Source organism: Maribacter sp. HS (assembly GCF_048059195.1).
GTDB classification, from domain to species: Bacteria; Bacteroidota; Bacteroidia; order Flavobacteriales; family Flavobacteriaceae; genus Maribacter; species Maribacter dokdonensis.
This window is the reverse complement of record NZ_JAYLVV010000004.1, coordinates 247,818-272,467: the sequence shown is the minus strand read 5'-3', so window position 1 is coordinate 272,467 and position 24,650 is coordinate 247,818. Positions and strand designations below refer to the sequence as shown.

At 35.0% G+C, this 24,650-nt stretch carries 26 protein-coding genes; 18 read left to right on the top strand and 8 right to left on the bottom strand.

The window, feature by feature from the left end:
- The first annotated feature begins 14 nt into the window (after window positions 1-14).
- On the top strand, window positions 15-1,133 hold the full coding sequence (locus VBZ51_RS10640; RefSeq protein ID WP_416576900.1) for a redoxin domain-containing protein: 1,119 nt from the start codon (window positions 15-17) through the stop codon (window positions 1,131-1,133).
- A gap of 73 nt (window positions 1,134-1,206) precedes the next feature.
- Here the strand turns inward: VBZ51_RS10640 and VBZ51_RS10635 are convergent, their stop codons facing one another.
- Entirely contained in the window at window positions 1,207-2,865 is a 1,659-nt protein-coding gene (locus VBZ51_RS10635) for a hypothetical protein (RefSeq protein WP_416576899.1), read from the bottom strand.
- A gap of 127 nt (window positions 2,866-2,992) precedes the next feature.
- Window positions 2,993-3,643 (bottom strand): rhomboid family intramembrane serine protease, encoded by a 651-nt coding sequence (locus VBZ51_RS10630; RefSeq protein ID WP_058102900.1) that lies wholly within the window; start codon window positions 3,641-3,643, stop codon window positions 2,993-2,995.
- Between the two features lie 36 nt (window positions 3,644-3,679).
- Here VBZ51_RS10630 and VBZ51_RS10625 point away from each other — a divergent pair, with 36 nt between their 5' ends.
- Complete coding sequence (locus tag VBZ51_RS10625; RefSeq protein WP_367889350.1) at window positions 3,680-4,597, top strand: lysophospholipid acyltransferase family protein; 918 nt, start codon at window positions 3,680-3,682, stop codon at window positions 4,595-4,597.
- Window positions 4,598-4,664: 67 nt separating this feature from the next.
- Here the strand turns inward: VBZ51_RS10625 and glmM are convergent, their stop codons facing one another.
- Window positions 4,665-6,053, bottom strand: a complete 1,389-nt coding sequence (glmM, locus tag VBZ51_RS10620; RefSeq protein WP_416576898.1) for a phosphoglucosamine mutase — start codon at window positions 6,051-6,053, stop codon at window positions 4,665-4,667.
- A gap of 94 nt (window positions 6,054-6,147) precedes the next feature.
- On the opposite strand from glmM, the gene VBZ51_RS10615 reads away from it, so the two are divergent.
- From VBZ51_RS10615 to VBZ51_RS10600, 4 genes are all read left to right on the top strand, one after another.
- Window positions 6,148-6,741 (top strand): acyl carrier protein phosphodiesterase, encoded by a 594-nt coding sequence (locus VBZ51_RS10615; protein WP_348427333.1) that lies wholly within the window; start codon window positions 6,148-6,150, stop codon window positions 6,739-6,741.
- Between the two features lie 64 nt (window positions 6,742-6,805).
- Window positions 6,806-8,497, top strand: coding sequence for a gamma-glutamyltransferase (ggt, locus tag VBZ51_RS10610; RefSeq protein ID WP_416576897.1), 1,692 nt, complete (start codon window positions 6,806-6,808; stop codon window positions 8,495-8,497).
- Window positions 8,498-8,571: 74 nt separating this feature from the next.
- Window positions 8,572-9,270 (top strand): hypothetical protein, encoded by a 699-nt coding sequence (locus tag VBZ51_RS10605; RefSeq protein ID WP_416576896.1) that lies wholly within the window; start codon window positions 8,572-8,574, stop codon window positions 9,268-9,270.
- Between the two features lie 14 nt (window positions 9,271-9,284).
- Complete coding sequence (locus VBZ51_RS10600; RefSeq protein WP_416576895.1) at window positions 9,285-9,719, top strand: GNAT family N-acetyltransferase; 435 nt, start codon at window positions 9,285-9,287, stop codon at window positions 9,717-9,719.
- On the opposite strand, the gene VBZ51_RS10595 is transcribed toward VBZ51_RS10600, so the two are convergent.
- Window positions 9,716-10,483 carry an XRE family transcriptional regulator gene (locus VBZ51_RS10595; RefSeq protein ID WP_071342370.1) on the bottom strand — a complete coding sequence of 256 codons (768 nt, stop codon included), beginning with the start codon at window positions 10,481-10,483 and terminating at the stop codon, window positions 9,716-9,718. The genes VBZ51_RS10600 and VBZ51_RS10595 overlap by 4 nt on opposite strands.
- A gap of 139 nt (window positions 10,484-10,622) precedes the next feature.
- On the opposite strand from VBZ51_RS10595, the gene VBZ51_RS10590 reads away from it, so the two are divergent.
- The 6 genes from VBZ51_RS10590 (at window position 10,623) to VBZ51_RS10565 (ending at window position 16,260) form a co-directional block, all read left to right on the top strand.
- Window positions 10,623-11,882, top strand: a complete 1,260-nt coding sequence (locus VBZ51_RS10590; protein WP_416576894.1) for a putative DNA modification/repair radical SAM protein — start codon at window positions 10,623-10,625, stop codon at window positions 11,880-11,882.
- 208 nt (window positions 11,883-12,090) lie between these two features.
- A complete protein-coding gene (locus VBZ51_RS10585) occupies window positions 12,091-12,864 on the top strand; it encodes a TIGR03915 family putative DNA repair protein (RefSeq protein ID WP_416576893.1) in 774 nt (257 codons plus the stop codon).
- A gap of 216 nt (window positions 12,865-13,080) precedes the next feature.
- Entirely contained in the window at window positions 13,081-13,644 is a 564-nt protein-coding gene (locus VBZ51_RS10580) for a TetR/AcrR family transcriptional regulator (protein WP_416576892.1), read from the top strand.
- Window positions 13,645-13,853: 209 nt separating this feature from the next.
- Window positions 13,854-14,600, top strand: coding sequence for an SDR family NAD(P)-dependent oxidoreductase (locus tag VBZ51_RS10575; RefSeq protein WP_058102911.1), 747 nt, complete (start codon window positions 13,854-13,856; stop codon window positions 14,598-14,600).
- A gap of 147 nt (window positions 14,601-14,747) precedes the next feature.
- Entirely contained in the window at window positions 14,748-15,719 is a 972-nt protein-coding gene (locus VBZ51_RS10570) for an alpha/beta fold hydrolase (RefSeq protein ID WP_416576891.1), read from the top strand.
- 133 nt (window positions 15,720-15,852) lie between these two features.
- On the top strand, window positions 15,853-16,260 hold the full coding sequence (locus tag VBZ51_RS10565; RefSeq protein ID WP_416576890.1) for an OsmC family protein: 408 nt from the start codon (window positions 15,853-15,855) through the stop codon (window positions 16,258-16,260).
- Window positions 16,261-16,321: 61 nt separating this feature from the next.
- Here VBZ51_RS10565 and VBZ51_RS10560 read toward each other — a convergent pair whose 3' ends face one another.
- The gene (locus VBZ51_RS10560) at window positions 16,322-17,326 is read right to left on the bottom strand and encodes a sugar kinase (protein ID WP_416576889.1); all 1,005 of its coding nucleotides are present in this window, start codon (window positions 17,324-17,326) and stop codon (window positions 16,322-16,324) included.
- Between the two features lie 182 nt (window positions 17,327-17,508).
- On the opposite strand from VBZ51_RS10560, the gene VBZ51_RS10555 reads away from it, so the two are divergent.
- Window positions 17,509-18,150 carry a GyrI-like domain-containing protein gene (locus VBZ51_RS10555; RefSeq protein ID WP_416576888.1) on the top strand — a complete coding sequence of 214 codons (642 nt, stop codon included), beginning with the start codon at window positions 17,509-17,511 and terminating at the stop codon, window positions 18,148-18,150.
- 119 nt (window positions 18,151-18,269) lie between these two features.
- Entirely contained in the window at window positions 18,270-19,310 is a 1,041-nt protein-coding gene (locus tag VBZ51_RS10550) for an alpha/beta hydrolase (protein ID WP_416576887.1), read from the top strand.
- A gap of 19 nt (window positions 19,311-19,329) precedes the next feature.
- Here VBZ51_RS10550 and VBZ51_RS10545 read toward each other — a convergent pair whose 3' ends face one another.
- Window positions 19,330-19,860 (bottom strand): hypothetical protein, encoded by a 531-nt coding sequence (locus tag VBZ51_RS10545; protein WP_416576886.1) that lies wholly within the window; start codon window positions 19,858-19,860, stop codon window positions 19,330-19,332.
- A gap of 161 nt (window positions 19,861-20,021) precedes the next feature.
- On the opposite strand from VBZ51_RS10545, the gene VBZ51_RS10540 reads away from it, so the two are divergent.
- Complete coding sequence (locus VBZ51_RS10540; RefSeq protein WP_416576885.1) at window positions 20,022-21,065, top strand: ThuA domain-containing protein; 1,044 nt, start codon at window positions 20,022-20,024, stop codon at window positions 21,063-21,065.
- Window positions 21,066-21,076: 11 nt separating this feature from the next.
- Here VBZ51_RS10540 and VBZ51_RS10535 read toward each other — a convergent pair whose 3' ends face one another.
- Window positions 21,077-21,544 (bottom strand): nuclear transport factor 2 family protein, encoded by a 468-nt coding sequence (locus tag VBZ51_RS10535; RefSeq protein WP_215998145.1) that lies wholly within the window; start codon window positions 21,542-21,544, stop codon window positions 21,077-21,079.
- Window positions 21,545-21,680: 136 nt separating this feature from the next.
- On the opposite strand from VBZ51_RS10535, the gene panB reads away from it, so the two are divergent.
- From panB to VBZ51_RS10520, 3 genes are read left to right on the top strand one after another with little or no spacing between them, the layout of a single operon-like run.
- The gene (gene panB, locus VBZ51_RS10530) at window positions 21,681-22,499 is read left to right on the top strand and encodes a 3-methyl-2-oxobutanoate hydroxymethyltransferase (protein ID WP_058102919.1); all 819 of its coding nucleotides are present in this window, start codon (window positions 21,681-21,683) and stop codon (window positions 22,497-22,499) included.
- An 18-nt stretch (window positions 22,500-22,517) separates the two neighbouring features.
- Window positions 22,518-23,216 (top strand): RluA family pseudouridine synthase, encoded by a 699-nt coding sequence (locus VBZ51_RS10525; RefSeq protein ID WP_074674125.1) that lies wholly within the window; start codon window positions 22,518-22,520, stop codon window positions 23,214-23,216.
- A gap of 31 nt (window positions 23,217-23,247) precedes the next feature.
- Window positions 23,248-23,781, top strand: a complete 534-nt coding sequence (locus tag VBZ51_RS10520) for a DUF4252 domain-containing protein (RefSeq protein WP_305521083.1) — start codon at window positions 23,248-23,250, stop codon at window positions 23,779-23,781.
- A gap of 5 nt (window positions 23,782-23,786) precedes the next feature.
- On the opposite strand, the gene VBZ51_RS10515 is transcribed toward VBZ51_RS10520, so the two are convergent.
- On the bottom strand, window positions 23,787-24,647 hold the full coding sequence (locus VBZ51_RS10515; RefSeq protein WP_416576884.1) for a DMT family transporter: 861 nt from the start codon (window positions 24,645-24,647) through the stop codon (window positions 23,787-23,789).
- Between the last annotated feature and the right edge of the window lie 3 nt (window positions 24,648-24,650).

Here is a 24,650-nt window from a genome sequence, read left to right as displayed (position 1 = left end):
CCTAAGTGAGATATATGAAAAATAGTATTGTAATACTGCTTGCCGGAATTTTATTGTTCAGTTGTAATTCTAAACCGGAAAGCTTTACCCTTAACGGCAAACTAAGAGGAGAATTGACGGATGGCACCCGTGTTTTTCTCAAAACCATTGGCGAGAACAACCAGCCAATGGATATAGATACCGCAACCACTACCAATGGTGAGTTTACATTTACCGGTAAAGCCGATATACCAGAATTGCACTATATTTTTGTAGAACAATTACCAGGATATACCGCGGTAATACTAGAAAACGGAGAAATTGATTTTAGCGCCCAAAAAGACAGTATGGGGTTTGCTGAAATAAGCGGAACATTTCAAAATGATGCTTTTGCCGATTACATGAAGCAATCAAGAGAAATCTCCCTTCAAGCCCAATCTATACAGCAAGATATGAAATCAGCTTCTGGTGAGGCCGCTATTGCCCTGCAGGATGAAATGAAAGAACTTCAAGAAGAGTACAAAACCTTTGAATTGGACTACGTTAAAAGCCACCCAAAGGCACTTATCTCCGCATTAGTGTTAGACAGAGCCATTGCAACAAAAGCGGTAGGATTAGAAGAAGTCGAAGAAATTTACAAAACGTTGTCCGAAGAAATTAAAAACAGCAAGACAGGAAAACAAATTCAAGAAGGCATAGAAAAATTAAAAGCTTCTGAAGAGGCCGGAAAAAATTCAAGTATTGGCGCTAAGGCTCCAGAATTTTCAGGACCTAGTTTAGATGGTAGCGTTCTTGCATTAAAAGATGTAATGGGAAAAGTTACATTAATAGATTTTTGGGCAGGATGGTGCAGACCATGTAGAGCTGAAAACCCCAATATTGTTGCTGTTTACAACAAGTACCACGATAAAGGGCTTAATATCTTGGGCGTCTCTTTAGACCGTACCGAAGAAGCCTGGAAAAAAGCGATAGCCGAAGATGGCTTGGAATGGAATCATATCTCCAACATCGCTTACTTTGATGATAAGATTGCAAAATTATATAATGTTGACGCTATACCAGCTGCTTTTCTTTTAGATGAAAACGGTGTTATCGTTGCTAAAAATTTAAGAGGACCTGCTTTAGAAGCCAAGGTTGCAGAATTATTGAATTAACCATTAAAATTCAATTCAAAAAAAATCCCCTAGGTCAAAACCTAGGGGATTTTTTTATATTATAATATGCGAATTAAAACTTATTATAGTAATCATTAAAATTACCAGAAACCGTCACATCTCCGTTCTTTATAACCCTACCTGTTACAGCAACAACAGAATCGTCACCTAAAAACTCAATAGACGCACCGTCATTAAGAACCAAATCACCGTAGATGGTTAAATTACCCTCAACTATTAAGGTTGCACCAGAATTGATGGTAATATTTCTTTGACGGTTATTTCTACCAACAACTAAGGTACCGTTCATTTCAAACAAACCGTTTTCATTAATGGCCACACCTTCTCTAACAGTCCATGATCCGCACAGCAATAAAGCCCCACTAACATTTACGTTGTTGAACCTTTTTGAACCACTGTACGCTAATTCATCACCATTATTGACGTTTAGATTGGCACTACCGGAATATCTTGACAATTCTGAACATCTCTCTTCCAAACTCTCACTTGGTCTATTCAGTTTAATAATTTGAAAGCCCGATTTACCAGAGGCAGCAAAAATATAATCATCTTTTGATGCCACATAATTAATAGAGCCTGAAAGCTCAATTACACCGACACCAACTGTATTATCAGCTTTAGTTTCTGAAAGACTTAATCCGCCAGCTCCATTTGCCATTAAAAGAACATCATCATTTACTGCAACACCATTGGTTACAATTTCTCCAGGCTCTGCATTATCAGGATTAGTTAAAATAGGTAAATACTCAACAAAGCTTCCAGATGCACTATTATACACTCCAGCTCCTTTTGTCCCTTCAGAAACAATAATATTATTGCCTAAAAAATCCAATGTTCGCTTAGCATCAATTCCAAAATCTGATTGTATACCTATGCTTCTAACGGTATTTAAATTGGTATCTAAAAAACTAACGCCTTCCGCAGCATCCAATACCGCCAACTCGTTACCGTTATACGCTACAGAGCGCAAATCTGAAAAAGCAGCTTCATTTTTTACGCTTAAATCGTTTTTATCATAAACAACTACAAAGCCGTCTTGTCCACTGGTTACCACAACATCGTTATTTACAATACGAACATCTGTTGCATTAAAACCTTCTTGGAAGCCATAGCTTATGTTAGATGTATTTATTCTACCACCACTAACAGCTATTTTAGCAACCAATGAGTTTGCCGTGGCGGTTACAGATTGTTCTGAGTCTACACCACCGGCTACATATATATATCCATTATCATAAGCAATGGAATTCAAATCCGCATTGGTGTAATACACCCTAGATGTAACTCTAGGATTGTTAGGGTCACTAATGTTTACAACATCAATTGCACCAACATAGTCTTGCCCTACAGTGTTATAAGAGACATAACCATAATCACCGTCTAAAGCGACATGTGTTGCTGCTAAATTTTCTCCATTGGTAAATGTTGGAGGATCAATTTGAGCTACCAGGGTCAACGGATAGTCACCAGCAGGTTCTGCCTTGCCGGTAGTATTGTACCTTTTAGCGCTAGCAGAAGGGTCTTCATAAATATCAAGGACACCTGCTTCATCAAAACTTACACTATTTAAAAGCTTTGACTGATCTGTTTCATTTACTAAATTATCTTCGGGGTTTTCAAAAACCGTGGTTTCATCACTACAACTTGTAATAAAAAATACTGCCGAAATAGCTAGTAGCCATGATTTTCTGATAGATAGGTTTGATTTCATTTTAAATTCGGGTTTTTGCATTAACGACCCGAATTGCCGTATTGTTGTCTATTCACAGAGAAATCCGATGAAATGCACTATATATTAGACCATCTTACAGAATAATATTACAAAACTTAAGAAAAACTTAAATTTTTCCCATTTTGCCTAAAACAAAAAGCAAAATAATTGGCAATGCCAATAACCCCACCATTAAAGTATCGGTCTGTAATAAGCTAGGCATAAACAACAATGTACAGGCATAACCACCAATAGCGCCACCAAAATGGGCCGTATGACCTATATTTCCCAATCGTTTTTTCATACCATATATAGAATATAATAAATAACCAATACCAACAACATATGCCGGAACAGGAATTGGTATGAACATAATACCCAATTGCATATTTGGTTGTAATAATATTGCAGCATATAAAATACCGGTTACCGCACCACTAGCACCAACAGCAGAATAATACGGCTCATCTTTATGAAAATTTAATGCCAAAAGACTACCAGCCAAAAGACTAACAGCATAAATTATTAAAAACTGGGTCTGACCAAACCAATTGATCACAACACCAGCAAAAAAGTACAACGTCAACATATTAAACAACAGATGCGAAATATCCACATGTAAAAAACCAGAAGTTGCCATACGATCTTTCTGTCCCGCTTTAATAGCCCCTATACTAAATTTATATCTTTCAAAAAAGGTGGTATCATTAAACCCTTTCATTGAAACCAATACATTTGCCGCAATTATTGCTATTGTCGCTAAATCTAGGTTATACATTATCTACTGTTTATTTGCCTTCAAATATAGTTATATTTGCCCATAATTTTTTTCAGCATGCAACTATTGGCCTTTGTTTTGATCTATCCTTTTTTATGGGTTGTTTCTATTTTGCCACATCGTTTATTTTATGGATTATCTGATTTTGCCTGCTTTTTCATTTACCGCGTTTTTGGTTACAGAAGAAAGGTTGTTCAAGAGAATTTAAATTTGGTCTTTCCCGAGAAATCCAAAAATGAAATAAATCGTATTGAAAAAGACTTCTACAAACATTTGTGCGACACCTTTCTTGAAATGGTCAAAACCATGAACCTCAGTAAAGAGTCCGTTGCTAAAAAATACCAAATAGTTAATCCGGAAGTTTTGCTTGAAATTGAAAAAGAGCGTAGCATTATTATATTATGTGCACATTATGCCAATTGGGAGTGGAACGTTAGCATAAATAATTATGTACACTCCAAAGGCTATGCCGTTTACCAAAAAGTCAACAATTCTTATTTTGACAATTTTATTAGAAAAGTAAGGGCCAGATGGAACACCACATTAATTACCCAAGCACAAACCGCTAAAACGGTAATTAAAAATTTCAGAAATAATGTAAGGGCAACTTACGGTATGGTAAGCGACCAATCTCCACAAGCTCATAGAGCTCATTATTGGACCGATTTTATGGGAATTACCGTACCCATATTCAACGGAGGTGAAATTTTAGCGCGCAAAACAGGATTGGCCACAGTTTTCTTAAAAGTAAGCAAGGTGAAACGAGGTCATTACAAAGCCGAATTCATACCTATTGCCCTAAACAGTAAAGAAACCAAGGAACACGAGATAACCAACACTTTTCTTAGATTAACAGAAGAACAGATAAGAGAAAAACCGGAATATTATCTATGGACCCATAAACGTTGGAAACATAGAGACAAAAAAGCGGCGGCTTTTGCAGAAGTAAATTAACATGCAACAAAAATAAACCCGAAAGTAGATTGTTTACTTTCAGGTTTTTAAATAGGTATAACTAAAGCTATAAACCTGCAATAGATTTTATTTCACCAATTATTCTATCTGCCAAATCATTGGCTTCGGTTTGGCTTTTAGCTTCCGTATAAATTCTTATAATAGGTTCTGTATTGGATTTTCTAAGGTGTACCCAGTTCTCTGCAAAATCAATTTTAACACCATCAATAGTAGATAATTCTTCATCGGCATATTTTTCCGCCATTGACTTCAAAATTCCGTCTACATCTAAACCTGGTGTTAGCTCAATCTTCTTTTTGCTCATAAAATAGCTAGGATAGCTTGCCCTTAATTCTGCAACAGTACCACCTTTTTCAGCCATTAACATTAAAAACAATGCGGTACCCACCAAAGAATCTCGACCATAGTGACTCTCTGGGTAGATAATACCTCCGTTACCCTCACCACCAATTATAGCATTATTGCTCTTCATTTTTGTTACCACGTTCACTTCACCAACTGCCGCAGCCTCATAGGTACCTCCGTGTTTTCGAGTGATATCACGTAATGCTCTTGAAGATGATAAATTAGAAACCGTATTCCCCTTGGTCTTACCAAGCACGTAATCTGCACAAGCAACCAAAGTATATTCTTCGCCAAACATTTCACCATCATTGCTAATAAAGGCCAAACGATCAACATCTGGATCTACAACAATACCAAAATCCGCATTTTCCTTCACGACTAGGTCACAAATATCTTTTAAATGCTCCTTTAACGGTTCTGGGTTATGTGGAAAATGACCCGTTGGCTTGCAATATAGCTCAACTACTTCTACTCCAAATTCCTTTAATAATTTTGGAATGGCAATACCTCCTGTAGAATTCACACCATCCACAACAACTTTAAACTTTGCTTTTTTAACGACTTCTGCATCAATCAAAGAAAGATTCAACACTTCATCGATATGGATATCTATATAACTATCATTCTTGTTTACCTGCCCTAAATCATCAACATCAGAGAAATCAAAATCTTCTTTTTCCGCAATTTCTAAAATTTTAGCACCTTGGGCGGCATCCAAAAACTCCCCTCTTTCATTGAGTAATTTCAAAGCATTCCATTGCTTAGGGTTATGACTAGCGGTTAGAATAATTCCGCCGTCCGCCTTTTCCATAGGCACCGCTATTTCTACTGTTGGCGTTGTTGACAAATCAAGATCAACCACATCTATACCTAAACCTACCAAAGTAGATACAACAAGATTTTGGATCATTTCACCAGACAAACGAGCATCACGACCAATTACCACTTTTAACTTTTCTATTTTAGAGTATTCTTTTAACCAGACCCCATAAGAAGCAGCAAATTTTACTGCATCGATCGGTGTAAGGTTGTCTCCTGGCTTACCTCCTATTGTTCCTCGTATTCCTGATATGGATTTTATAAGTGTCATATTTCTTAATAAGTTTTTGCAAATATAAACGGTTAGTTTTTACCACTATTGCGCTTCTTTGTAAATTCGACTTTATAAGCATAAAAATAATAGCGTGAATTTTTTAGCACATATCTTTCTATCATTCGGAGACAAAGAAATCACCATTGGCAACTTTATTGCCGATAGTATTCGCGCTAATAAATTTCAACACTTACCAACAAAAGTTCAAAAGGGCATAAAACTACACAGACATATTGACACCTATACAGATGCGCATAGTATCCCAAAGATTAGCAGTAGAAGATTGCATGCCAATTATAGTCACTATAGCAGAGTTATCGTAGACATCTATTACGACCATTTTTTAGCTAAAAATTGGTCCAAATATTCTGACACACCTTTAGACATATTTGTAGAAGATTTTTACGACCTCTTGGAAGATAATTATGAAATTTTACCTGAAGGTGTAAAACGCATGATGCCGTATATGATTTCTGACAATTGGCTTTACAACTATTCTAAAATGGAAGGCATTGGCAATGTACTGAATGGTATGAACCGAAGAACGAAAAACAAATCTAAAATGAATTTTGCCATTATAGACCTAGAAGAACATTATGATTCTTTTGAAAAAGAATTCACCGATTTTTTTGAAGAGTTAATTACATTTTCAAAACATAAGTATATATCGCTATTAAATAAATAATATACTAAAATTCTATTTATCAAAATATTAAATACATTTAATTAACCTAAATATTTAACTAACTATGAACCATCTAAAATTAGCCATTATACTGATAGCTTTCGTGATTTTTGGCAGCTGCAAAGAGAATCCACCCGCACCAACCGGAACAGTTACCAGTAAGGCAATGGTTGTTTCCGCACGTGAAGAAGCTTCAAAAATAGGAAGCGATATAATGCAAAAAGGAGGTAATGCATTTGATGCCATGGTTGCTACAGAAATGGCTTTGGTAGTTGCTTATCCTTTTGCCGGAAATCTAGGTGGCGGTGGCTTTATGGTCTATAGAAAAGCAAACGGAGAAACAGGTGCACTAGATTACCGTGAAAAAGCTCCACTATCTGCCCATAGAGACATGTATTTGGATTCCCTGGGCAACGTAATACCAAACAAAAGTACTTTAGGAGCAACCGCGATTGGGGTACCCGGCACAGTTGCCGGTATTATAGAAGTACACAAAAAATTTGGTTCATTACCTCTTGAAGAGATTATGGCCCCGGTAATTGTCCTGGCCGAACGTGGTGTAGTGGTTACTGCAAATCAAGAAAAAAGACTTGCCAGTCAACGAGATAAGTTTATAGAAGTAAATAGTGACAGCACCAAATTTGCTACTGAATTCAAAGAAAACGATACCATTAAATATCCTGCATTGGCAAAAACGTTTAGAAGTATCGCCAAAAACGGCAGAGATGGTTTTTACAAAGGTGAAGTCGCTCAAAAATTAGCAGCGTTCATTCAAGAAAAAGGCGGATATATTACAGAACAAGACCTAGAAAAATACCAAGCAGTATGGAGAGATCCAATTACGTTTGACTATAAGGATTTACATATTATTTCCATGAGTCCACCTAGTAGCGGTGGGGTTACCATAAATCAAATTTTTAAGATGATGGAGAAATATGATGTTGCGGAATTTGGACACAACAGTCCTAAAATGATACAACTATTTACCGAGGCATCTAGAAGAGCTTATGCGGATAGAAATTACTTTTTGGGTGATCCAGATTTTGTAGATATACCTTTTGACCGATTATTAAGCGAGGATTACCTAAACGAAAGAATGGCTAATTTTTCTTTTGATCAAGCCACAAAATCTTCTGAGGTACAACATGGCAATATTGAAATTGTTGAGAGCATGGAAACCACGCACTACTCCATCATAGACCAAGAAGGTAATGCGGTATCCGTTACAACGACTCTCAATGGTGCTTACGGCTCTAAACTTTATTCAGATGAGCTGGGCTTCTTTTTAAATAATGAAATGGATGATTTTAGCGCAAAAGCAGGCGTACCAAATATGTTTGGACTGGTAGGTGCGGAAGCAAACAGTATTGCTGCTGAAAAGAGGATGTTGAGCAGTATGACCCCAACAATTGTTGAACGTAATGGTAAGCTTTGGATGGTTGTTGGCACACCTGGAGGTTCAACCATTATAACCGCCGTAGCCCAGACTATTTTAAATAGTTATGAATTTAAAATGAGCATGCAAGATGCTGTCAACGCACCAAGATTTCACCATCAATGGCTTCCTGATATGGTAATTTTTGAACCAGACGGTTTTTCTACCACTCTTACAGATGAGCTTAAAACAAAAGGGTATATTATCAACGAGGAAAGAACACCTATTATAGGTAAAGTAGATGCTATACGTGTTTTGGACAACGGCAAGCTTGAAGGTGGCGCAGATAAACGTGGTGATGACGCTGCAGTTGGGTTTTAGATGTATCTAAAAATTATAATTTTAGGAATTAAATATTATTATAATAAATTTTAAATCAATATCTTATAATACATATGATAAAGAAACTATTTAAGTTTATTGGAATACTTGCACTAGTGCTTGCCATGGGTTATGGTGTATTATATTATTTATATAATGAACCCCTACCTACAGGAGAATCTGATCCAGAAGCAGATGCTTTAGCCTATAGAATGTTAGATGCCCTTAATTACAAAAATTATAATAATACCAATGTCTTGGAATGGTCTTTTCGTGGTAACCATCATTATAAATGGGATCGAAGAAAAGAAATTGTTTCCGTTTCATGGGATGATATCACGGTACATTTAGACCTGATCACCCCTTCTTCCAGTAAGGCTACAATCAACAATTCAAGTGCCTCTTATGAGAAAACTAAGGATTTAATAGAAAAAGCCCAAAGCTATTTCAACAATGATTCTTTTTGGTTAGTAGCCCCTTTTAAAGTTTTTGACCATGGAACAGAACGTTATTTAGTAGACCTAGAAGATGGTTCTGAAGCATTATTGGTAACCTATACCCAAGGCGGAGATACACCTGGTGATTCTTATATGTGGATCATAGAACCTAGCGGAAAACCAAAAAGCTTTAAACTTTGGACCAAGATCATTCCCATAGGCGGAGTTGAAGCTACATGGCAAGATTGGACAAAAACAGAAAGCGGAGTATTTTTACCTACCCTCCATAAACTTGGTCCTTTATCTATATCTATGGGAGAGGTTGTGGGTAAATAATTATATTTTAAACTATGAATCTAATCATTAAACTAATCACATTTAACGAAGTAACAGCAGATTTACAATCTCAACTAACGGAATTATATAAAGAGCTCAATGCCGAAATAACTCAATTGGACCTAGCATCCGCTCTATCGGATTACAACACCACAGATGTTGTCGTTTGTTTGGACAAGGAAAAACTGGTTGGCATAGCCATGATGGCAAAATATAAAGTAGTCTCTGGCCATAAAGGCATGATTGAAGATGTTGTAGTTTCTTCGCAATATAGAGGACAGGGTATAGGGAGAAAACTAATGAAAAAACTGCTTGAACACGCAAAACAAGAAAAGCTTTGTACGGTACTATTGTTTAGCGGACACCATAGAACAGCCGCAATTTCACTCTACAAAAGCTTAGGATTTAAACTAAAAGAAAGCGGATTATATGTTAAACCAATTCTTTAGTTAACTTTCTTAACATGCTGTAATTGATCTTTTAACTCTTTCATAGATTCTTGTAATTGTCGTAACAATCCACTATCGGTAGTTGCATCAACATTAAAAGTTATCTTACTACTAACTTCCCAAATTTCTTGTATTTGAAAAGGCTTAATATCATAAGGAGGATAAGTTTCATTTAAAGAAACCAGCGTGATGTTATTTGAGTTAGGTCGTTTCTCTATCTTCTTTACCATAATGGAATCTTGCAAAACAACGACATACATTTTATTTGCACTTACATAGTCAATATGTTCAATAGCTCTAGCCAACACCCATTCCCCCGGATGTAAATTAGGCAACATACTATCTCCTTCTACCTGAAACCCTCTATAGGTTGCATTTCTAAATTCTGGAATAGGCAAATCAAATGCCGGCAATTGTTTATACCAACTGGTATCTGAAATATTTTGCGGATACCCTGCTGCTGCTTTGGCGTTTACCAAAACCATATTGTCCCGGTTGGCAGAATCAACCGTAACCACTTTTGGTATGACACTGGTTTTTGATGTTTCCAAATACTGCTCTTCACTTTCCCCAAACAACCAAAGAGGATTGATTTTAAATTGTTTTAATAACTCTAATACTACTTTACCTGAAAGTTTTGTTCTTCCACGTTCTATATCTGCTGTGGTGTTCGATACGCCGATTAGTGAGGCAAACTCCGCTTGGGTATAACCCAATTCCCTACGTAAATCTGTAAATCGTTTTAACGTCAATTCATTTTCCATAGTAAGTCATTTTCTATCAAGACATTAACTTTCCTGACACCTCAAATATACTAATTATGGATTATATCCAATTAATTATTTGGATTATTTCCATAATTAGGAATATTTCCATAATTTTGGATTAATTACAAATAGAAATATGGATTTTAACCGAATAAAAGAAAAACTGAACATATTAGCAGATGCCGCTAAATACGACGTTTCTTGTTCTAGCAGTGGAAGTAACAGAAAAAACAAGAATAATGGTCTGGGCGATACCGGTAATGGTATTTGCCATACTTATACTGAAGATGGGCGATGCGTTTCATTGTTAAAAATCTTATTGACCAATCATTGCATTTTTGACTGCGCTTATTGCGTTACGCGAAAAAGTAATGATATTAAAAGAGCTGCTTTTAAAATTCAAGAGGTAGTAGACCTTACCATCAACTTCTATAGAAGAAACTACATTGAAGGCTTATTTTTAAGCTCCGGTATTTTCAAAAGCGCAGACCATACCATGGAGCGTTTAATTGCAGTAGCTAAAAAACTACGTGAAGAAGAAAATTTTAATGGATACATTCATTTAAAATCCATACCAGGTGCAAGCGATGAATTAATGTATGAGGCCGGTTTATATGCTGATCGTTTATCGGTCAACATTGAAATCCCCACTATTTCCGGCCTTAAACTTTTGGCTCCAGACAAAAAACATGAAGATTTCATTAAACCTATGCAAAAGGTAAAGGATGAAATTATACGCTACAAAGAGGAGAAGAAGATTATTAAAAGCACCTCTAAATATGCACCCGCCGGTCAAAGTACTCAAATGATTATTGGTGCTACAGGCGAAAGCGATAAGGACATCATGTATTCTGCCACCCACTTTTACAAAAATTTTAAAATGAAGCGTGTGTATTATTCTGGCTACGTACCTATATCCAGTGATAGTAGATTGCCCTCTTTGGGTTCTGAAGTACCAATGTTAAGAGAAAATAGATTGTACCAAACAGATTGGTTACTTCGATTTTATGGATTCAGCGTAAATGAAATTTTAGATGTCAACAACCCCAATCTTGATATGGATATTGATCCTAAATTAATGTGGGCGCTACGTAATCTTAATCATTTTCCTATTGATATCAATAAAGCAGATGCCCGAATGTTAGCACGTATACCAGGCATAGGAATGAGTTCTGTACATAAAATAATAAGTGGCAGGAAATATAGAAATCTCAACTGGGAACATCTTAAAAAAATGGGAGTAGCCCTAAATCGTGCTCAGTATTTTATCATATGCAATTCTAGTGATTGGGAACGTAGAGATCTTGATGCCAATAAAATAAAAGGTATGATTTTACAATCACAAAATAGTAAGTATAAAAATATACATAACAACCAATTATCACTATTTGATTAAAGTAACCCTTTAATAAATAAACACATTATGGAAACCCTTGACAACACCTTAACCACTTCTCAAATTTCAATTCTGAATACCATAATTGCTCGTGTTCAAAGTAAAATATTATCCATTGGATACCATTTGGTATTTATAAAAAGTAAAATTAAAAAAAGACTTAAAATAATTTCTAGAATCTTTTTCTTCAACTTTTAAAACTATAGTTATGAACGCTTCTAAAACCTTAATTTACGATGGCAGTATCAACGGATTTTTAACTGCTGTTTTCTCCGGATTTGAGCAGAAATTAACGCATGCAGATATTCAGAAGAACAATCAGCTACAAAGCGGACTTTTTGCAGAAAATGAAACCATTTTCACCAATGTTGAAAAAGCACAACGAGTATGGAATGGTGTTCAAAAAAAGAGTAATACAGCAATAAAGAACATCTATTTTTCCTTTCTAAGCGAGCACAATAATATTGAAGCCCTACTCTATCATTATATTCAAAAACTTATGGGCAGTAAATATTACGGTTCTACAGATTTTAGCGATGACGGAGTTTTAAAAATCAATCAACTTGCACATAAAGTAGGGAGAGAAAAACACCGTATGGAAGCTTTTGTACGTTTTCAACTAACAAAAGATGATGTCTATTTTGCAAACATAGAACCAGATTTTGATGTTATACCTTTAATCTCCAAACATTTTAGAAATAGATACGCAGACCAACAGTGGATCATTTATGATGTAAAACGTAAATACGGAATCTTCTATGATTTACATACTGTTGAAATCATTTCGCTAGATTTAACCAATATACATTCAAATACACTTAAAAAAAGTTCTGTGTTCACCGATGAAGAATTTGAATATCAGGACCTTTGGAACAATTATTTTAAAAGTACCACCATTAAATCTCGTATTAATACAAAACTACATGTGCAACATGTACCTAAGCGTTATTGGAAATACTTATCGGAGAAAAAAGTATCATAGCTTAAACTCATATTGTATTATTATTTCGTGTTAGTTTAGAGTTACTTTATTATTAATTTCCATCTAAACTAGCCATCTTAACAGGTAAATAATCGCTATATATTCTACGCTAATATCAGCTTTTACTTATAATGTAGAATCCAGTCTGAATATTCAAAATTCATAAAAAAAACAGACAAGTCTGTCTGTTTTAATAAATTTGTATATATTTGCAATATGAAACATGCCGAGGTTAAAAAAAGAATTACAGAAACTGCTTCTTATCTATTCTATAAGAACGGTTACAATTCAACTGGTATCAATGAAATTATTTCAGAAGCTGGTATTGCAAAAGCTACCTTATACAATCATTTTAAATCAAAAGAAGAAATTTGTTTAGCATATCTTCAATACAAGAATCATAATTTTCTAAAAGATTTTGAGTCTTTTACCACATCTAAACCTAAAGGCAAAAATCAAATATTAGCCATATTTGATTTCTTACAAATGTTTTACCAAGAAAAAGATTTTAATGGCTGTTGGTGTATAAAAACCGTATCTGAAATTCCTAAAGAAAACGAACTCATTAGAAATGAAATTCAATCTCAAAAAAAAGAATTTATTGCGGAAATTGAAAAATTAATTGTCAATAATTTGAATTATCTAACTAGTAATGAAGCGCCTACCCTTGCAAGGCAAATTTACTTACTTTATGAAAGCGCGGTAGGTGAAAGTCATTTACATCAACAAGATTGGCCAATTACTGAATCTAAAAATTTGTGCATAAAAATATTGGAGTAAAAAAATTTACCTATTACAGACAGACTTGTCTGTCTGTTTTAAACACTTTTCATTTCTTTAACTAGCATTAATAACATGAATTACAAACATAATCCTCTTTCAATATTAAAGTTTAAGCGTAAAAATCAAGTAATAACAAAAAACTATACAGTGTGTGTTTAACAAAAACTGGAATTAGAATTAATCATTATTTATAAATAAAAACTATTATGGAAAATTTAGAAAACAAAGTAGCCCTAGTAATTGGCGGAACAAGTGGAATTGGATATGCAACCTCTAAAGCTTTATTGGCTGGTGGTGCCACTGTACATGTCGTTGGAAGAAATACCGATAAAATTGACGACGCACCAAATTTGATAAAACATACGGCAAACATATCTAACATAGCCGATGTAGATGCTTTAATAGCCGAAATTGATGCTCTGGAAAACTTGGACTATTTAGTGAATGCATCCGGTATATTTGGTCCTAAACCATTTTTAGACCACACTATGGAAGATTACAACTCTTATTTAGACCTTAATAGAGGGTTCTTTTTTATTACACAAAGTGCTGCCAAGAAAATGAAAGACACCAATGGTGGCTCTATAGTTAATGTGGGCTCTATGTGGGCCAAACAAGCGGTAAAAGCAACACCATCTTCGGCATACTCAATGCAAAAGGCAGGTTTACACTCTCTTACCCAACACTTAGCGATGGAGTTGGCAGATGATAACATTCGTGTAAATGCTGTGTCCCCTGCTTTAGTCAACACACCGGTATATCATGGAGTTTTTGGTAGCGAGACCGCTGCAAAGGAAGCCTTAGTTGGTTTTAACGGTTTTCACCCCATTGGACGTTTTGGTGAATCAGAAGATATTGCCAATAGTATTGTTTTCCTATTATCAGATAAAGCCTCTTGGGTTACTGGTGCCATATGGGATACCGATGGTGGAGTAATGGCTGGTAGAAACTAATATTACATTTAAAATTTAACCATAACCCTAAGTTACAAGGGTTATGGTTTTATATTAAGTTACCATACTCATTGCATTTTGTCCCAACCATTGACTTAGTTAGTGGGTTTTAAACAATTTAACATATCTAATTTTTAAACTGAAGTAATGAAATATAAACTTGCAATGGTAATTATGACCTTGTTCATATTCGCTTGTAACGACTCGACCCAGCTTTACGTTAAACCTAAAAGCACAAATTACTTTTTTTCACCTGCCACAACTTACAACTATATGAACATTGATAGTGTAAAGTTGTTCTACAGGGAAGCGGGTTTCAAAAACAAACCTACCATTGTACTTTTGCATGGCTACCCGTCTTCTTCACATACGTATAGAAATTTAATTCCTATGTTGGCAACACAATATCATGTTATCGCTCCCGATAATTTAGGTTCAGGTTTTAGTACACATTTAGATCCTGATCATATTACATATACGTTTGATTTATTAGCAGATTACACTGAAAGATTACTTAATAAATTAAATATTGGCACATACGTTATGTATATGCAAGATTTTGGAGCACCTGTTGGATATAGATTAATGATGAATAATCCCGACAGAATTGAAGCCCTAATAGTTCAAAATGCCAATGTATATTTAGATGGGCTAACTATACAACGACAAGAATTTTTTAAATCCGCACAGATAGACAGCTCACAAAAGAATGTTGATTTTTTATATAGTTTAACCGGTAGAGATGCCATAATCAACAAACAATACTTGTTTGACCTAGACAGCTCCAATATAAACGCCCAAAGTCCAGATGCTTGGGTACATGATTTGGCTTTTTTATCATCTGAAAAAGATCGCAAAATTCAAGTACAACTTTTTCAAGATTACTACACGAACTTATTGAGATATCCAAAATGGCAACAAATGCTAAAGAAAAACCAACCGAAAACATTAATTGCCTGGGGTAAAAAAGATGTGAAATTCAACTATAAAGGAGCCGAAGCCTATTTACGGGACCTACCAAACGCAGAAATACACTTACTAGATGCCGGACATTTTGCCGCTGAAGAAAAGACAAGGGAAATTGCTAAGCTTATCCTAGATTTTTTGAACGTTAATTAACTTAAACAAAAACTAGTACTTGAAGTAGATAGATGAAGATGATATTTGTCAGTAATTATTTGCTTCTACAGGTATAATTTTGAATGAGTTAAAAGAAAGATATACCAAATACTTTACTTTAAATTATTTCAAGATGAATTACAGCATACTTGCCACTTCACAATCAAAGAACGATGCCACCATCCATGTAAAAGAATCCGTTATTGATTTTGGGACAACCGCTAAAACGACAAATACACTCCCTAATCCAGCGGAACTATTTTTGAGTTCGTTTGCTGCCTGTATGCTCAAAAATGTGGAACGTTTTTCTATGATGATGAAATTTGATTACCAGAAAACATCTTTAGAAGTATCTGCGGTAAGACTAGAAAACCCCTCAAGAATGAATTACATTGAGTACTCTTTAACCATTTATAGTGATGATGACGCAATAAACAAATCGCTTTTGAAAAAGAATATTGAGAAGTATGGTACCATTTATAATACCATAAAACAATCATGTACTATAACCGGCAGCATTAAAATAACCGCAACTAGCTAACGTGTAAACGATAGTATTTTATTTGATAAAACCAATTTAATCAATGTTGGCAAAATAGCATTTACCGAACCAACCTACCCGTTACATTTCCGGCAATAATATTATTCACCTCGCTCACCGTCGCAAAATTAACATCCCCTTCATACGTATGTTTTAAAGCACATGCTGCGCTTGCAAATTCCATAGCCTTATAATCATCATATTGCTGAAGTCCGTAAATTAACCCTGCAGCAAATGCATCTCCAGTCCCAATACGATCTACAACATGTGTAATATCAATATCTTCAGTTTCCCTAAATTCTTGACCGTTCCACATTCTAGCTCTTATTTTGTGCCATGATGAATTTAAAGAAGTTCTGATTTTATCAAAAACCTTTTCAATACTCGGAAATTCAAGAATCAACTGTTTACTTGCTTCAATGAAATCTTCATTATCATAGCCAAAGTTAGTTCCTAAAACTTCATTAATTTCATTTACTCCGCCTATAAAAATTGTTGAATAATTTAAAAGATCGATCAAAGCTTCTTTAGGATCTTGTCCATATTTCCAAAGTCCACTACGATAAGTTGGATCTGCAGAAACCGCCATCCCTTTTTCTCTTGCCAGTTTTAAACCGTCTTTTAGCAAGTCATAAGCACCTTTTGACAGCGCAGGTGTAATACCGGTCCAATGCATCCATTCACCATCCTCTAAAGCCGTTTCCCAATTTACCTTAGATGGTTCAATTTCTGAGAATGCCGAATGTGAACGGTTATAAGAGATCATACTAGGTCTAATTACCGCACCTACCTCTAAAAAGTAGACGCCAAGAGGTCTTTTTGATTTTACGATAGCGGAAGTATCTACACCAAATTTTTGAATATAGGTCATTGCTGTATCACCAATAAAATCATCTGAAACAGCACTAATATGCTTAACTTTTCCTCCAAAATTAGAAATGGATATACCAACGTTCAGTTCTGTTCCTCCAAAATAAAATTCCACAATATTAGATTGCACAAATTTCTTATTGCCGCGTGGTGATATTCGCATTAAAACTTCGCCAAATGTTATAATCTGTCCCATAAAATAATTTTAATCCTAAAATAACCAATGATTATCAAAAAACTATAGTTCCAAAAAAATATATCAAAACTAGGCTGAAATGAGACATAACTTTCTGTTTGCATAAACACTGCGGTTACTTTTATAATTCATTTAGATATTTTTAAACGCAACCTTTGTACATATTTATTTACTTTGTTTATATGGCGCACTCCCTTAAACACGAATGGCGAAAAAAAGAAAAGAATATTTACCTTCCTAAAAAGGAACCTGTACTTATTACCATTCCGCAATTTCAATATATCACTATTAAGGGTTCTGGTAACCCTAACAGCAAACTTTTTCAAGAACACATACAAACTTTATACAGTACGGCTTACACAATTAAAATGAACCTAAAACAAATGGAACTATTACCAAACAATTATATGGATTGGACAGTTTACCCTTTAGAAGGTTTTTGGGACATCTCTGAAAAAGCAAAATTAAATTTCACCGGAGAAATCAATAAAGATGAATTGGTTTTTGAGTTAATGATACGGCAACCCGCTTTCATTACAAGTGATTTCTTTAATGAAATGCTTGAACTTGTAAAGAATAAAAAGCCTCAAAAAGTGCTTGACAAGGTAAAATTCAAGACAATTGATGAAGGTGATTGTATTCAAATGTTGCACATGGGCAGTTTTGACAAGGAAGACGAAACATTTAAAATAATGGAAACATTTGCCAAGAATAAAGGGCTTAAGAGAAAGTCTAAAGTCCACAAGGAAATCTACTTGTCCGATTTCAGGAAAACGCCTGAAAGTAAGTTAAAAACAGTATTACGGTTTACAACCGAACCTTAAATCTTAACAGAAAATAGTAAATATCGAATTTTTATTAAACTTAAAAATGCACACAACATAATTAAAAAATTGCTCACATCTTTGTATCTTAAAGTATTCATCATCAATCCATCCTTAAAATGCTTTTAAAACCATTACCACTTAGTGTTATACTTTTATTATTTAATATGGTTGCTGGTCAAACCAAAATATCAGAAGAACAATTTATAACCATTGGTGGTATTGAACAATGGATAACCATTAACGGCAACGATATCACCAATCCAATTATTTTATTTGTACACGGTGGACCGGGTAGCACAATGAGCCATTACAAGGATGAGCCATTTACCAATTGGGAAAAAGAGTTCACCCTTGTACATTGGGACCAACGCGGAGCCGGCAAAACATTTGGAAAAAATGCTCCAGAAGAAGTCAATGAAACATTTTATCAGAACAACCCGCTTTCCATTGCAGAAATGACCGATGATGGTATTGCGGTCTCAACATACTTACTTGAGCGCTTTAACAAAAACAAAATCATACTAATAGGTACCTCTTGGGGATCAATTCTTGGTACCTTAATGGCTCAAAAGAATCCAAGTTTATTTCATGCGTATATTGGCCATGCACAATTTGTCCACTTTTCAGAAAACATTAAAAATGCCTATTCAGAAGTGCACCAAATAGCACAAACAAAAAAAGATGAATCCATAATTTTAAAACTTAAAGATTTAGGACCACCTCCTTATTCAAAAGCCAAAACCTATGGTCAACTATTACGTATAACCAAACAGTATGAAAAAGAAAACGCTGCCCCTGCTCCAACTTCATGGTTCAAAATAGATCCTGCATATGAAAACAACCAAGACAGTAAAGACCGCTACAACGGAGATGATTATTCATTTTTAAACCTTGTTGGCGATGTGGATCTTGGTATAAAATCAATGGTTCAGGACATTAATTTCAACAAAACGGCACAATCTTTTCACCTACCTGTCATCTTAATACAAGGTGAAGGTGATATTCTTTGTTCAAAAAAATTAAATCAATCTTATTTTGAAAAAATCAGGGCTCCAAAAAAAGAATATGTTTTAGTCTCCAATGCAGCCCATGGTTTAAACGAAGCTATTGTTAAAAAACAATATGAAATCTTAAAATCACTTTATATCCAGAAATAACATATTTCCATTGAGCAGCTTATTTGCTCCCCTTATCACCCACAAAATGATCGCTTTTAGCTTTAAACAACACATTAAAGGTTGTTAGACTGCCATAGATACGGGTAATGTATTGTTGAAGATCTATCTTCTCCTGATCATCTAAATTTTTACTGGAATTTATTTTTTGCTCCATAACACGTATACGATCACGAACCATCACTATTTTATGAAAAAAAGTATTTATAGGTATCTCTTTATTACTTAAACCAGCCTCACCTGGTTCTAATATTAAATTTCCACCTTTCCATTTATCGGCTATGGCAACACGCTGGGTAGCGTCGCTCCATTTTTGTAAAATGGAGACCAATGAACTTTCCACTTCAAAAAAACTAACCGTATCCACTTCATTTTCAATTGCCTCAATTACCTCGTAGTCAGAATCTATATCAATAGTTTCTAAACCACTATCCATAAATGTCACCCAATACATATTACTGGATACGTTTGTAATTACACCATTACCAAATTCCGTATGTGATATTCTAGAGCCTATTCCTAATATTTTCATTGTTTTCAACTTTTATGCATCGCTAATTTAAGATCAGTTTTGATGATCAGCAAATAAGAACTTACTTTTTACAACCAATGAAGTCAATATTGATTTTTGTTATCTAGTCTACTTCATGTACATTTAGTGACAATATTTGTACACAACCTTAATCCATCAACATGAAAAATATAATGGCAATTGCCTTTTTTAGTTTTCTATTTATTTCTTGCGGAGAAAAAAAGAAAGAAATAGCCGAACATATACAGTCACCTAAAAAAATAAAAGCCCTTATTATTGACGGACAGAACAACCATTACGTGTGGCCAAAAACAACGATGATGTTAAAGGACTATTTAGAACAGACCAATTTATTTACAGTAGATATTGAAAGAATGGACTCTATATGGTTAGGAATAAAATATAATAAAACACGCCCCGAAGCTTATGAATCTTTTATTGAGACCTACCCTTTGAAAGATAAAACATATCAAACTTCTCACAGCCCTATTAAAACATCAGACTTTTCATTCAATTTTGATAATTATGATGTTATCATTTCCAACCTTGGTGCCGATTCTCCTTTATGGCCCGTTAAAACTAGGGAAGCTTTTGAAAGTTATATGAAAAATGGAGGAGGACTTGTGGTTATACATGCTGCAGATAATGCATGGGGAGAATGGGAAGAATACAATAAAATGATCGGATTAGGTGCATGGGGCGGCCGTGATGAAAAATCAGGACCTTACGTATACTATAATGAACAAGGAGAAATCATAAAAGATACCGTAGTTGGTGTTTGCGGTTCTCATGGACCAGAATACGAATTTCAAATTACTACAAGGGCAGCGGAACATCCTATCATGAAAGGTTTACCTGAAAAATGGTTGCACACACCAGATGAAATGTACGAACGTATGAGAGGACCATTTGAAAATGCGACTATACTAGCCACGGCATATGCCGATGTTGAAAAGAATGCTCCACCATGGGACCCCAATGTTACCGGCTTAGGACAACACGTACCACAATTAATGGCCATAAATTATGGTAAGGGTCGTGTTTTTCACTCCACACTAGGACACTTTGATTATTCTATGGAATGTACAGGCTTTATAACTACGCTTCAACGAGGATCTGAATGGGCGGCAACGGGAGTAGTAACACAGGAAATTCCTAAAGATTTCCCTTCAGCCGATGCCTCAAATTCTAGACCTTGGAAATAACATATAATTATTTATTCTGAAACCGGATCACAGTCCTCTCTTCTTCTAGAATCTATTAGGTAGATTATTTTCCAGGCATCTTTCTCTTTAAACAATTGAAATGAATTAACACCACAATGACTGAATTCACCTTTGTACCAAAATTCGTACGGCGCCCAAACATGGGCCATGCCGCCATCTATTTGAATTTTATAGTCTAGTACTTTTTCGTGAAAGGTAATGGAATCAGGCGTGGTAATCATAAAATTAATTATGTCGTTAAAGTTATTATCCCGAATACTCATTTTACCCAGCACATTTAAATTTACAGTTTGCATTTTAACATCGGGGTCAACAACGCCTTTCATGGCAAATTCATTTTTGCCATTAAAAGCATAAAAAAAAGTCTCAACGGCATACTTAACCTTTACCTCTTCGTCTATTTGCGCATTTACTGCATTTATCATAAAAAGCATCAATAGCAAAGAGAAATATTTCATTGTTATTCTTTTGAAAAGTTATTTACGGTAAAAATAGGTAAAATATGAATGATGACTTTTCAAATGGATTCTAATTAGGGAGTGCTTAGTCTCATTAAAACTCCTTACTTTTATGGCGCAAAACCAAAATTAAGTTATGTCAACAGCTAAAAAAGAATACAAAAGAGTTACGGTCAAATCTTTAGTGGATATGAAGAAGAACGGAGAAAAAATCTCCATGCTTACAGCATATGACTATTCAATGGCCAAAATTGTAGATGCTGCCAAAGTCGATGTTATTTTGGTTGGTGATTCTGCCAGTAATGTCATGGCGGGTCATGAAACTACTTTACCTATTACTTTAGATCAAATGATTTATCATGCTTCTTCTGTTATTAGAGCTATTGACCGTGCGTTAGTGGTTGTAGATTTACCTTTTGGAAGCTACCAAAGCGACCCTAAGGAAGCTTTGCGATCGGCAATTAGAATTATGAAAGAAAGTGGTGCCCATGCTGTAAAGCTTGAGGGTGGTGCAGAAATTAAGGAATCCGTTAAAAGAATACTTGCAGCCGGTATTCCGGTAATGGGCCATTTGGGCCTTACACCACAATCCATCTATAAGTTTGGAACATATACCGTTCGTGCCAAGGAAGAGGAAGAAGCAGAGAAATTAATGGAAGATGCCAAACTACTTCAAAAACTGGGTTGCTTTGGTATAGTTCTAGAAAAAATACCTGCAATGCTCACAAAGCAAGTCTCTGAAAATTTGACCATACCTACCATAGGTATCGGTGGTGGTAAATATGCAGATGGTCAGGTATTGGTTGTTCATGATCTTTTAGGAATGACACATGAATTCAACCCACGTTTTTTACGTAGATATATGAATCTTTATGAAGAAATGGGAAATGCCATCTCCAATTACGTCAGCGATGTAAAAAGCCAAGATTTCCCTAATGATGACGAGCAATACTAATTATTATCATCATATTCTTTGTCAAAAAAAACACATTCTACCGTAGACAATCTTCAAGTACTTTTTGAAGACAATCACCTTATCATCATTAATAAGCGACCTGGTGATATTGTACAGGGCGACAAAACCGGAGACCAACCTCTTAGCGATACCGTTAAGGCATATTTAAAAATTAAATACAATAAACCTGGTAATGTATATTTAGGTGTAGTTCATCGTTTAGATAGACCTACATCTGGTATTGTGGTGTTCGCAAAGACATCAAAAGCCCTACCAAGATTGAATAAGATGTTTGCTGAAAAAGATGCAAAGAAAACATATTGGGCAATTGTTAAAAATAACCCTAAAGAACCGGAAAAAAGGCTGGTTCACTGGATGAAAAGAAATACAAAGCAAAATAAATCTTACGCAAACATTAAAGAGGTTCCCGATAGTAAAAAAGCGATGCTTACCTACAAAACTATAAAAAAGCTTAACCATTACTTTCTTTTGCAGATTGATTTGGAAACAGGTAGACACCACCAAATTAGATCACAATTAAGCGCTATTGGCTCGCCAATTAAGGGCGATTTAAAATATGGTTTCAATAGAAGTAATGATGATGGCAGTATACATTTACACGCCAGAAAATTACGTTTAACACATCCTGTAAAAAAAGAACCTTTAGAGATCATTGCCCCACCACCAAATGACCCTATTTGGAATGCATGTCTTTAATTTCACTATTTTTAAGGAAAACACTATGACCATGATAAAGAAATTATCGATTTTAAGCGTTTTCTTACTAATTACGTCTTGCAGCAGCTATAATTCAATTGATTCATTCTACAACGCGCACAAAAACGATAATCAGGTTACAGCGATTCGAGTACCACAATTTATGCTTACCATGATCAGTGAAATTTCACCAGAAATGAAAGCTGTGGTAGGTAACACCAAAGATTTAAGATATATGCAATTCCCTAGTACAACTACTAGTCGCACTCAATTTTTAAATCAGCAGATGAATGGTATTACCGGAAATTCATTCATAGAGATATTTCGTAAGAACGATGAACTTAAACGAAATGTAGTATCTGTTCGTGAAAGAAAAAATTTAGTCAAGGAAATCTTGATTTACAATAACGACAACCAAACCGGGTCCTTTTTATATTTCAATGGAGATTTTGATCCTGCAAAGGTTAGGGAAATGGCAAAAAACGAGCAATTCACCAAATTTGGAGATAATATCATTAATCAATTTGGAGCAAGTACACCTGGCATCAACTCCCAGAACAAATAAGTTACTTAGGTAGCTTTTTTTGAACGTATACTTTCTATAACCACAGAACTTAATATTAGTATACCTCCAATAATAGTTGTGCCCCTTGGTATTTCAGAAAGAAAAATTGCTCCTATTATAATCCCGTAAACAGGTTGAATACTACTCAAAATACTTACCGTAGTAATATTAAAATGTTTAAATGTCATTAAAAATAAGGTATGCCCAATAGCTGTAGTCAATATAGCTAAGGCCACAAGCACGTGCCACTGAGCCACAATGGCCCCTGAAGTAACCGTAAATAAAAATGGAAATAATAGCACCCCAACTATTGCTGTTTGGTAGGTCATTAACATTGACCCATTATACTTTGAAACTTTCTTTTTTAAAAGAATGTTTCTTAACGCATAGGCCAAAGCAGAAAACACACCAAAGCCTATAGCTATTGTATATGAATCTTCAAAATTTAAAGTTGGACTAAGAAAATACATTCCGGTTAACACCAGAACAGCCAGTAAAATATGTACCAGCTGAAATTTGGTTTTTAAGAGAACTGGTTCTAGCAAAGCCGTAATTACAGGATAAGTGAAGATAGATAGCATGCCAATGGCTACGTTGGATAATTTTAAAGCATAGAAATAGGCGATCCAATGAGTGCCCATTAATAACCCACTTAATAAGATAACCCCTGTATCTTTTTTATCTATTTTTAAACCAAACCCCTTCCATTTACAATACAAAAACAATGCAATAAATGCCAAAATAGCCCGCGCACCTATTGCCACTGGCACCGGCAACTGTACATATCTACCCAATGCCCCCGATGTGGAAATAAACAGCATGGCCAAATTGATTTCCAATAAATGTTGAAAATGGTTATTTTTCATTTT

What these genes read in the sequence shown, in the direction of transcription:
- VBZ51_RS10640 (WP_416576900.1), top strand. Translation starts at nt 15, where the DNA reads ATGAAAAATAGTATTGTAATACTGCTTGCCGGAATTTTATTGTTCAGT.
- VBZ51_RS10635 (WP_416576899.1), bottom strand. Translation starts at nt 2,865, where the DNA reads ATGAAATCAAACCTATCTATCAGAAAATCATGGCTACTAGCTATTTCG.
- VBZ51_RS10630 (WP_058102900.1), bottom strand. Translation starts at nt 3,643, where the DNA reads ATGTATAACCTAGATTTAGCGACAATAGCAATAATTGCGGCAAATGTA.
- glmM (WP_416576898.1), bottom strand. Translation starts at nt 6,053, where the DNA reads ATGACACTTATAAAATCCATATCAGGAATACGAGGAACAATAGGAGGT.
- ggt (WP_416576897.1), top strand. Translation starts at nt 6,806, where the DNA reads ATGAACCATCTAAAATTAGCCATTATACTGATAGCTTTCGTGATTTTT.
- VBZ51_RS10605 (WP_416576896.1), top strand. Translation starts at nt 8,572, where the DNA reads ATGATAAAGAAACTATTTAAGTTTATTGGAATACTTGCACTAGTGCTT.
- VBZ51_RS10600 (WP_416576895.1), top strand. Translation starts at nt 9,285, where the DNA reads ATGAATCTAATCATTAAACTAATCACATTTAACGAAGTAACAGCAGAT.
- VBZ51_RS10595 (WP_071342370.1), bottom strand. Translation starts at nt 10,483, where the DNA reads ATGGAAAATGAATTGACGTTAAAACGATTTACAGATTTACGTAGGGAA.
- VBZ51_RS10590 (WP_416576894.1), top strand. Translation starts at nt 10,623, where the DNA reads ATGGATTTTAACCGAATAAAAGAAAAACTGAACATATTAGCAGATGCC.
- VBZ51_RS10585 (WP_416576893.1), top strand. Translation starts at nt 12,091, where the DNA reads ATGAACGCTTCTAAAACCTTAATTTACGATGGCAGTATCAACGGATTT.
- VBZ51_RS10580 (WP_416576892.1), top strand. Translation starts at nt 13,081, where the DNA reads ATGAAACATGCCGAGGTTAAAAAAAGAATTACAGAAACTGCTTCTTAT.
- VBZ51_RS10575 (WP_058102911.1), top strand. Translation starts at nt 13,854, where the DNA reads ATGGAAAATTTAGAAAACAAAGTAGCCCTAGTAATTGGCGGAACAAGT.
- VBZ51_RS10570 (WP_416576891.1), top strand. Translation starts at nt 14,748, where the DNA reads ATGAAATATAAACTTGCAATGGTAATTATGACCTTGTTCATATTCGCT.
- VBZ51_RS10565 (WP_416576890.1), top strand. Translation starts at nt 15,853, where the DNA reads ATGAATTACAGCATACTTGCCACTTCACAATCAAAGAACGATGCCACC.
- VBZ51_RS10560 (WP_416576889.1), bottom strand. Translation starts at nt 17,326, where the DNA reads ATGGGACAGATTATAACATTTGGCGAAGTTTTAATGCGAATATCACCA.
- VBZ51_RS10555 (WP_416576888.1), top strand. Translation starts at nt 17,509, where the DNA reads ATGGCGCACTCCCTTAAACACGAATGGCGAAAAAAAGAAAAGAATATT.
- VBZ51_RS10550 (WP_416576887.1), top strand. Translation starts at nt 18,270, where the DNA reads ATGCTTTTAAAACCATTACCACTTAGTGTTATACTTTTATTATTTAAT.
- VBZ51_RS10545 (WP_416576886.1), bottom strand. Translation starts at nt 19,860, where the DNA reads ATGAAAATATTAGGAATAGGCTCTAGAATATCACATACGGAATTTGGT.
- VBZ51_RS10540 (WP_416576885.1), top strand. Translation starts at nt 20,022, where the DNA reads ATGAAAAATATAATGGCAATTGCCTTTTTTAGTTTTCTATTTATTTCT.
- VBZ51_RS10535 (WP_215998145.1), bottom strand. Translation starts at nt 21,544, where the DNA reads ATGAAATATTTCTCTTTGCTATTGATGCTTTTTATGATAAATGCAGTA.
- panB (WP_058102919.1), top strand. Translation starts at nt 21,681, where the DNA reads ATGTCAACAGCTAAAAAAGAATACAAAAGAGTTACGGTCAAATCTTTA.
- VBZ51_RS10520 (WP_305521083.1), top strand. Translation starts at nt 23,248, where the DNA reads ATGATAAAGAAATTATCGATTTTAAGCGTTTTCTTACTAATTACGTCT.
- VBZ51_RS10515 (WP_416576884.1), bottom strand. Translation starts at nt 24,647, where the DNA reads ATGAAAAATAACCATTTTCAACATTTATTGGAAATCAATTTGGCCATG.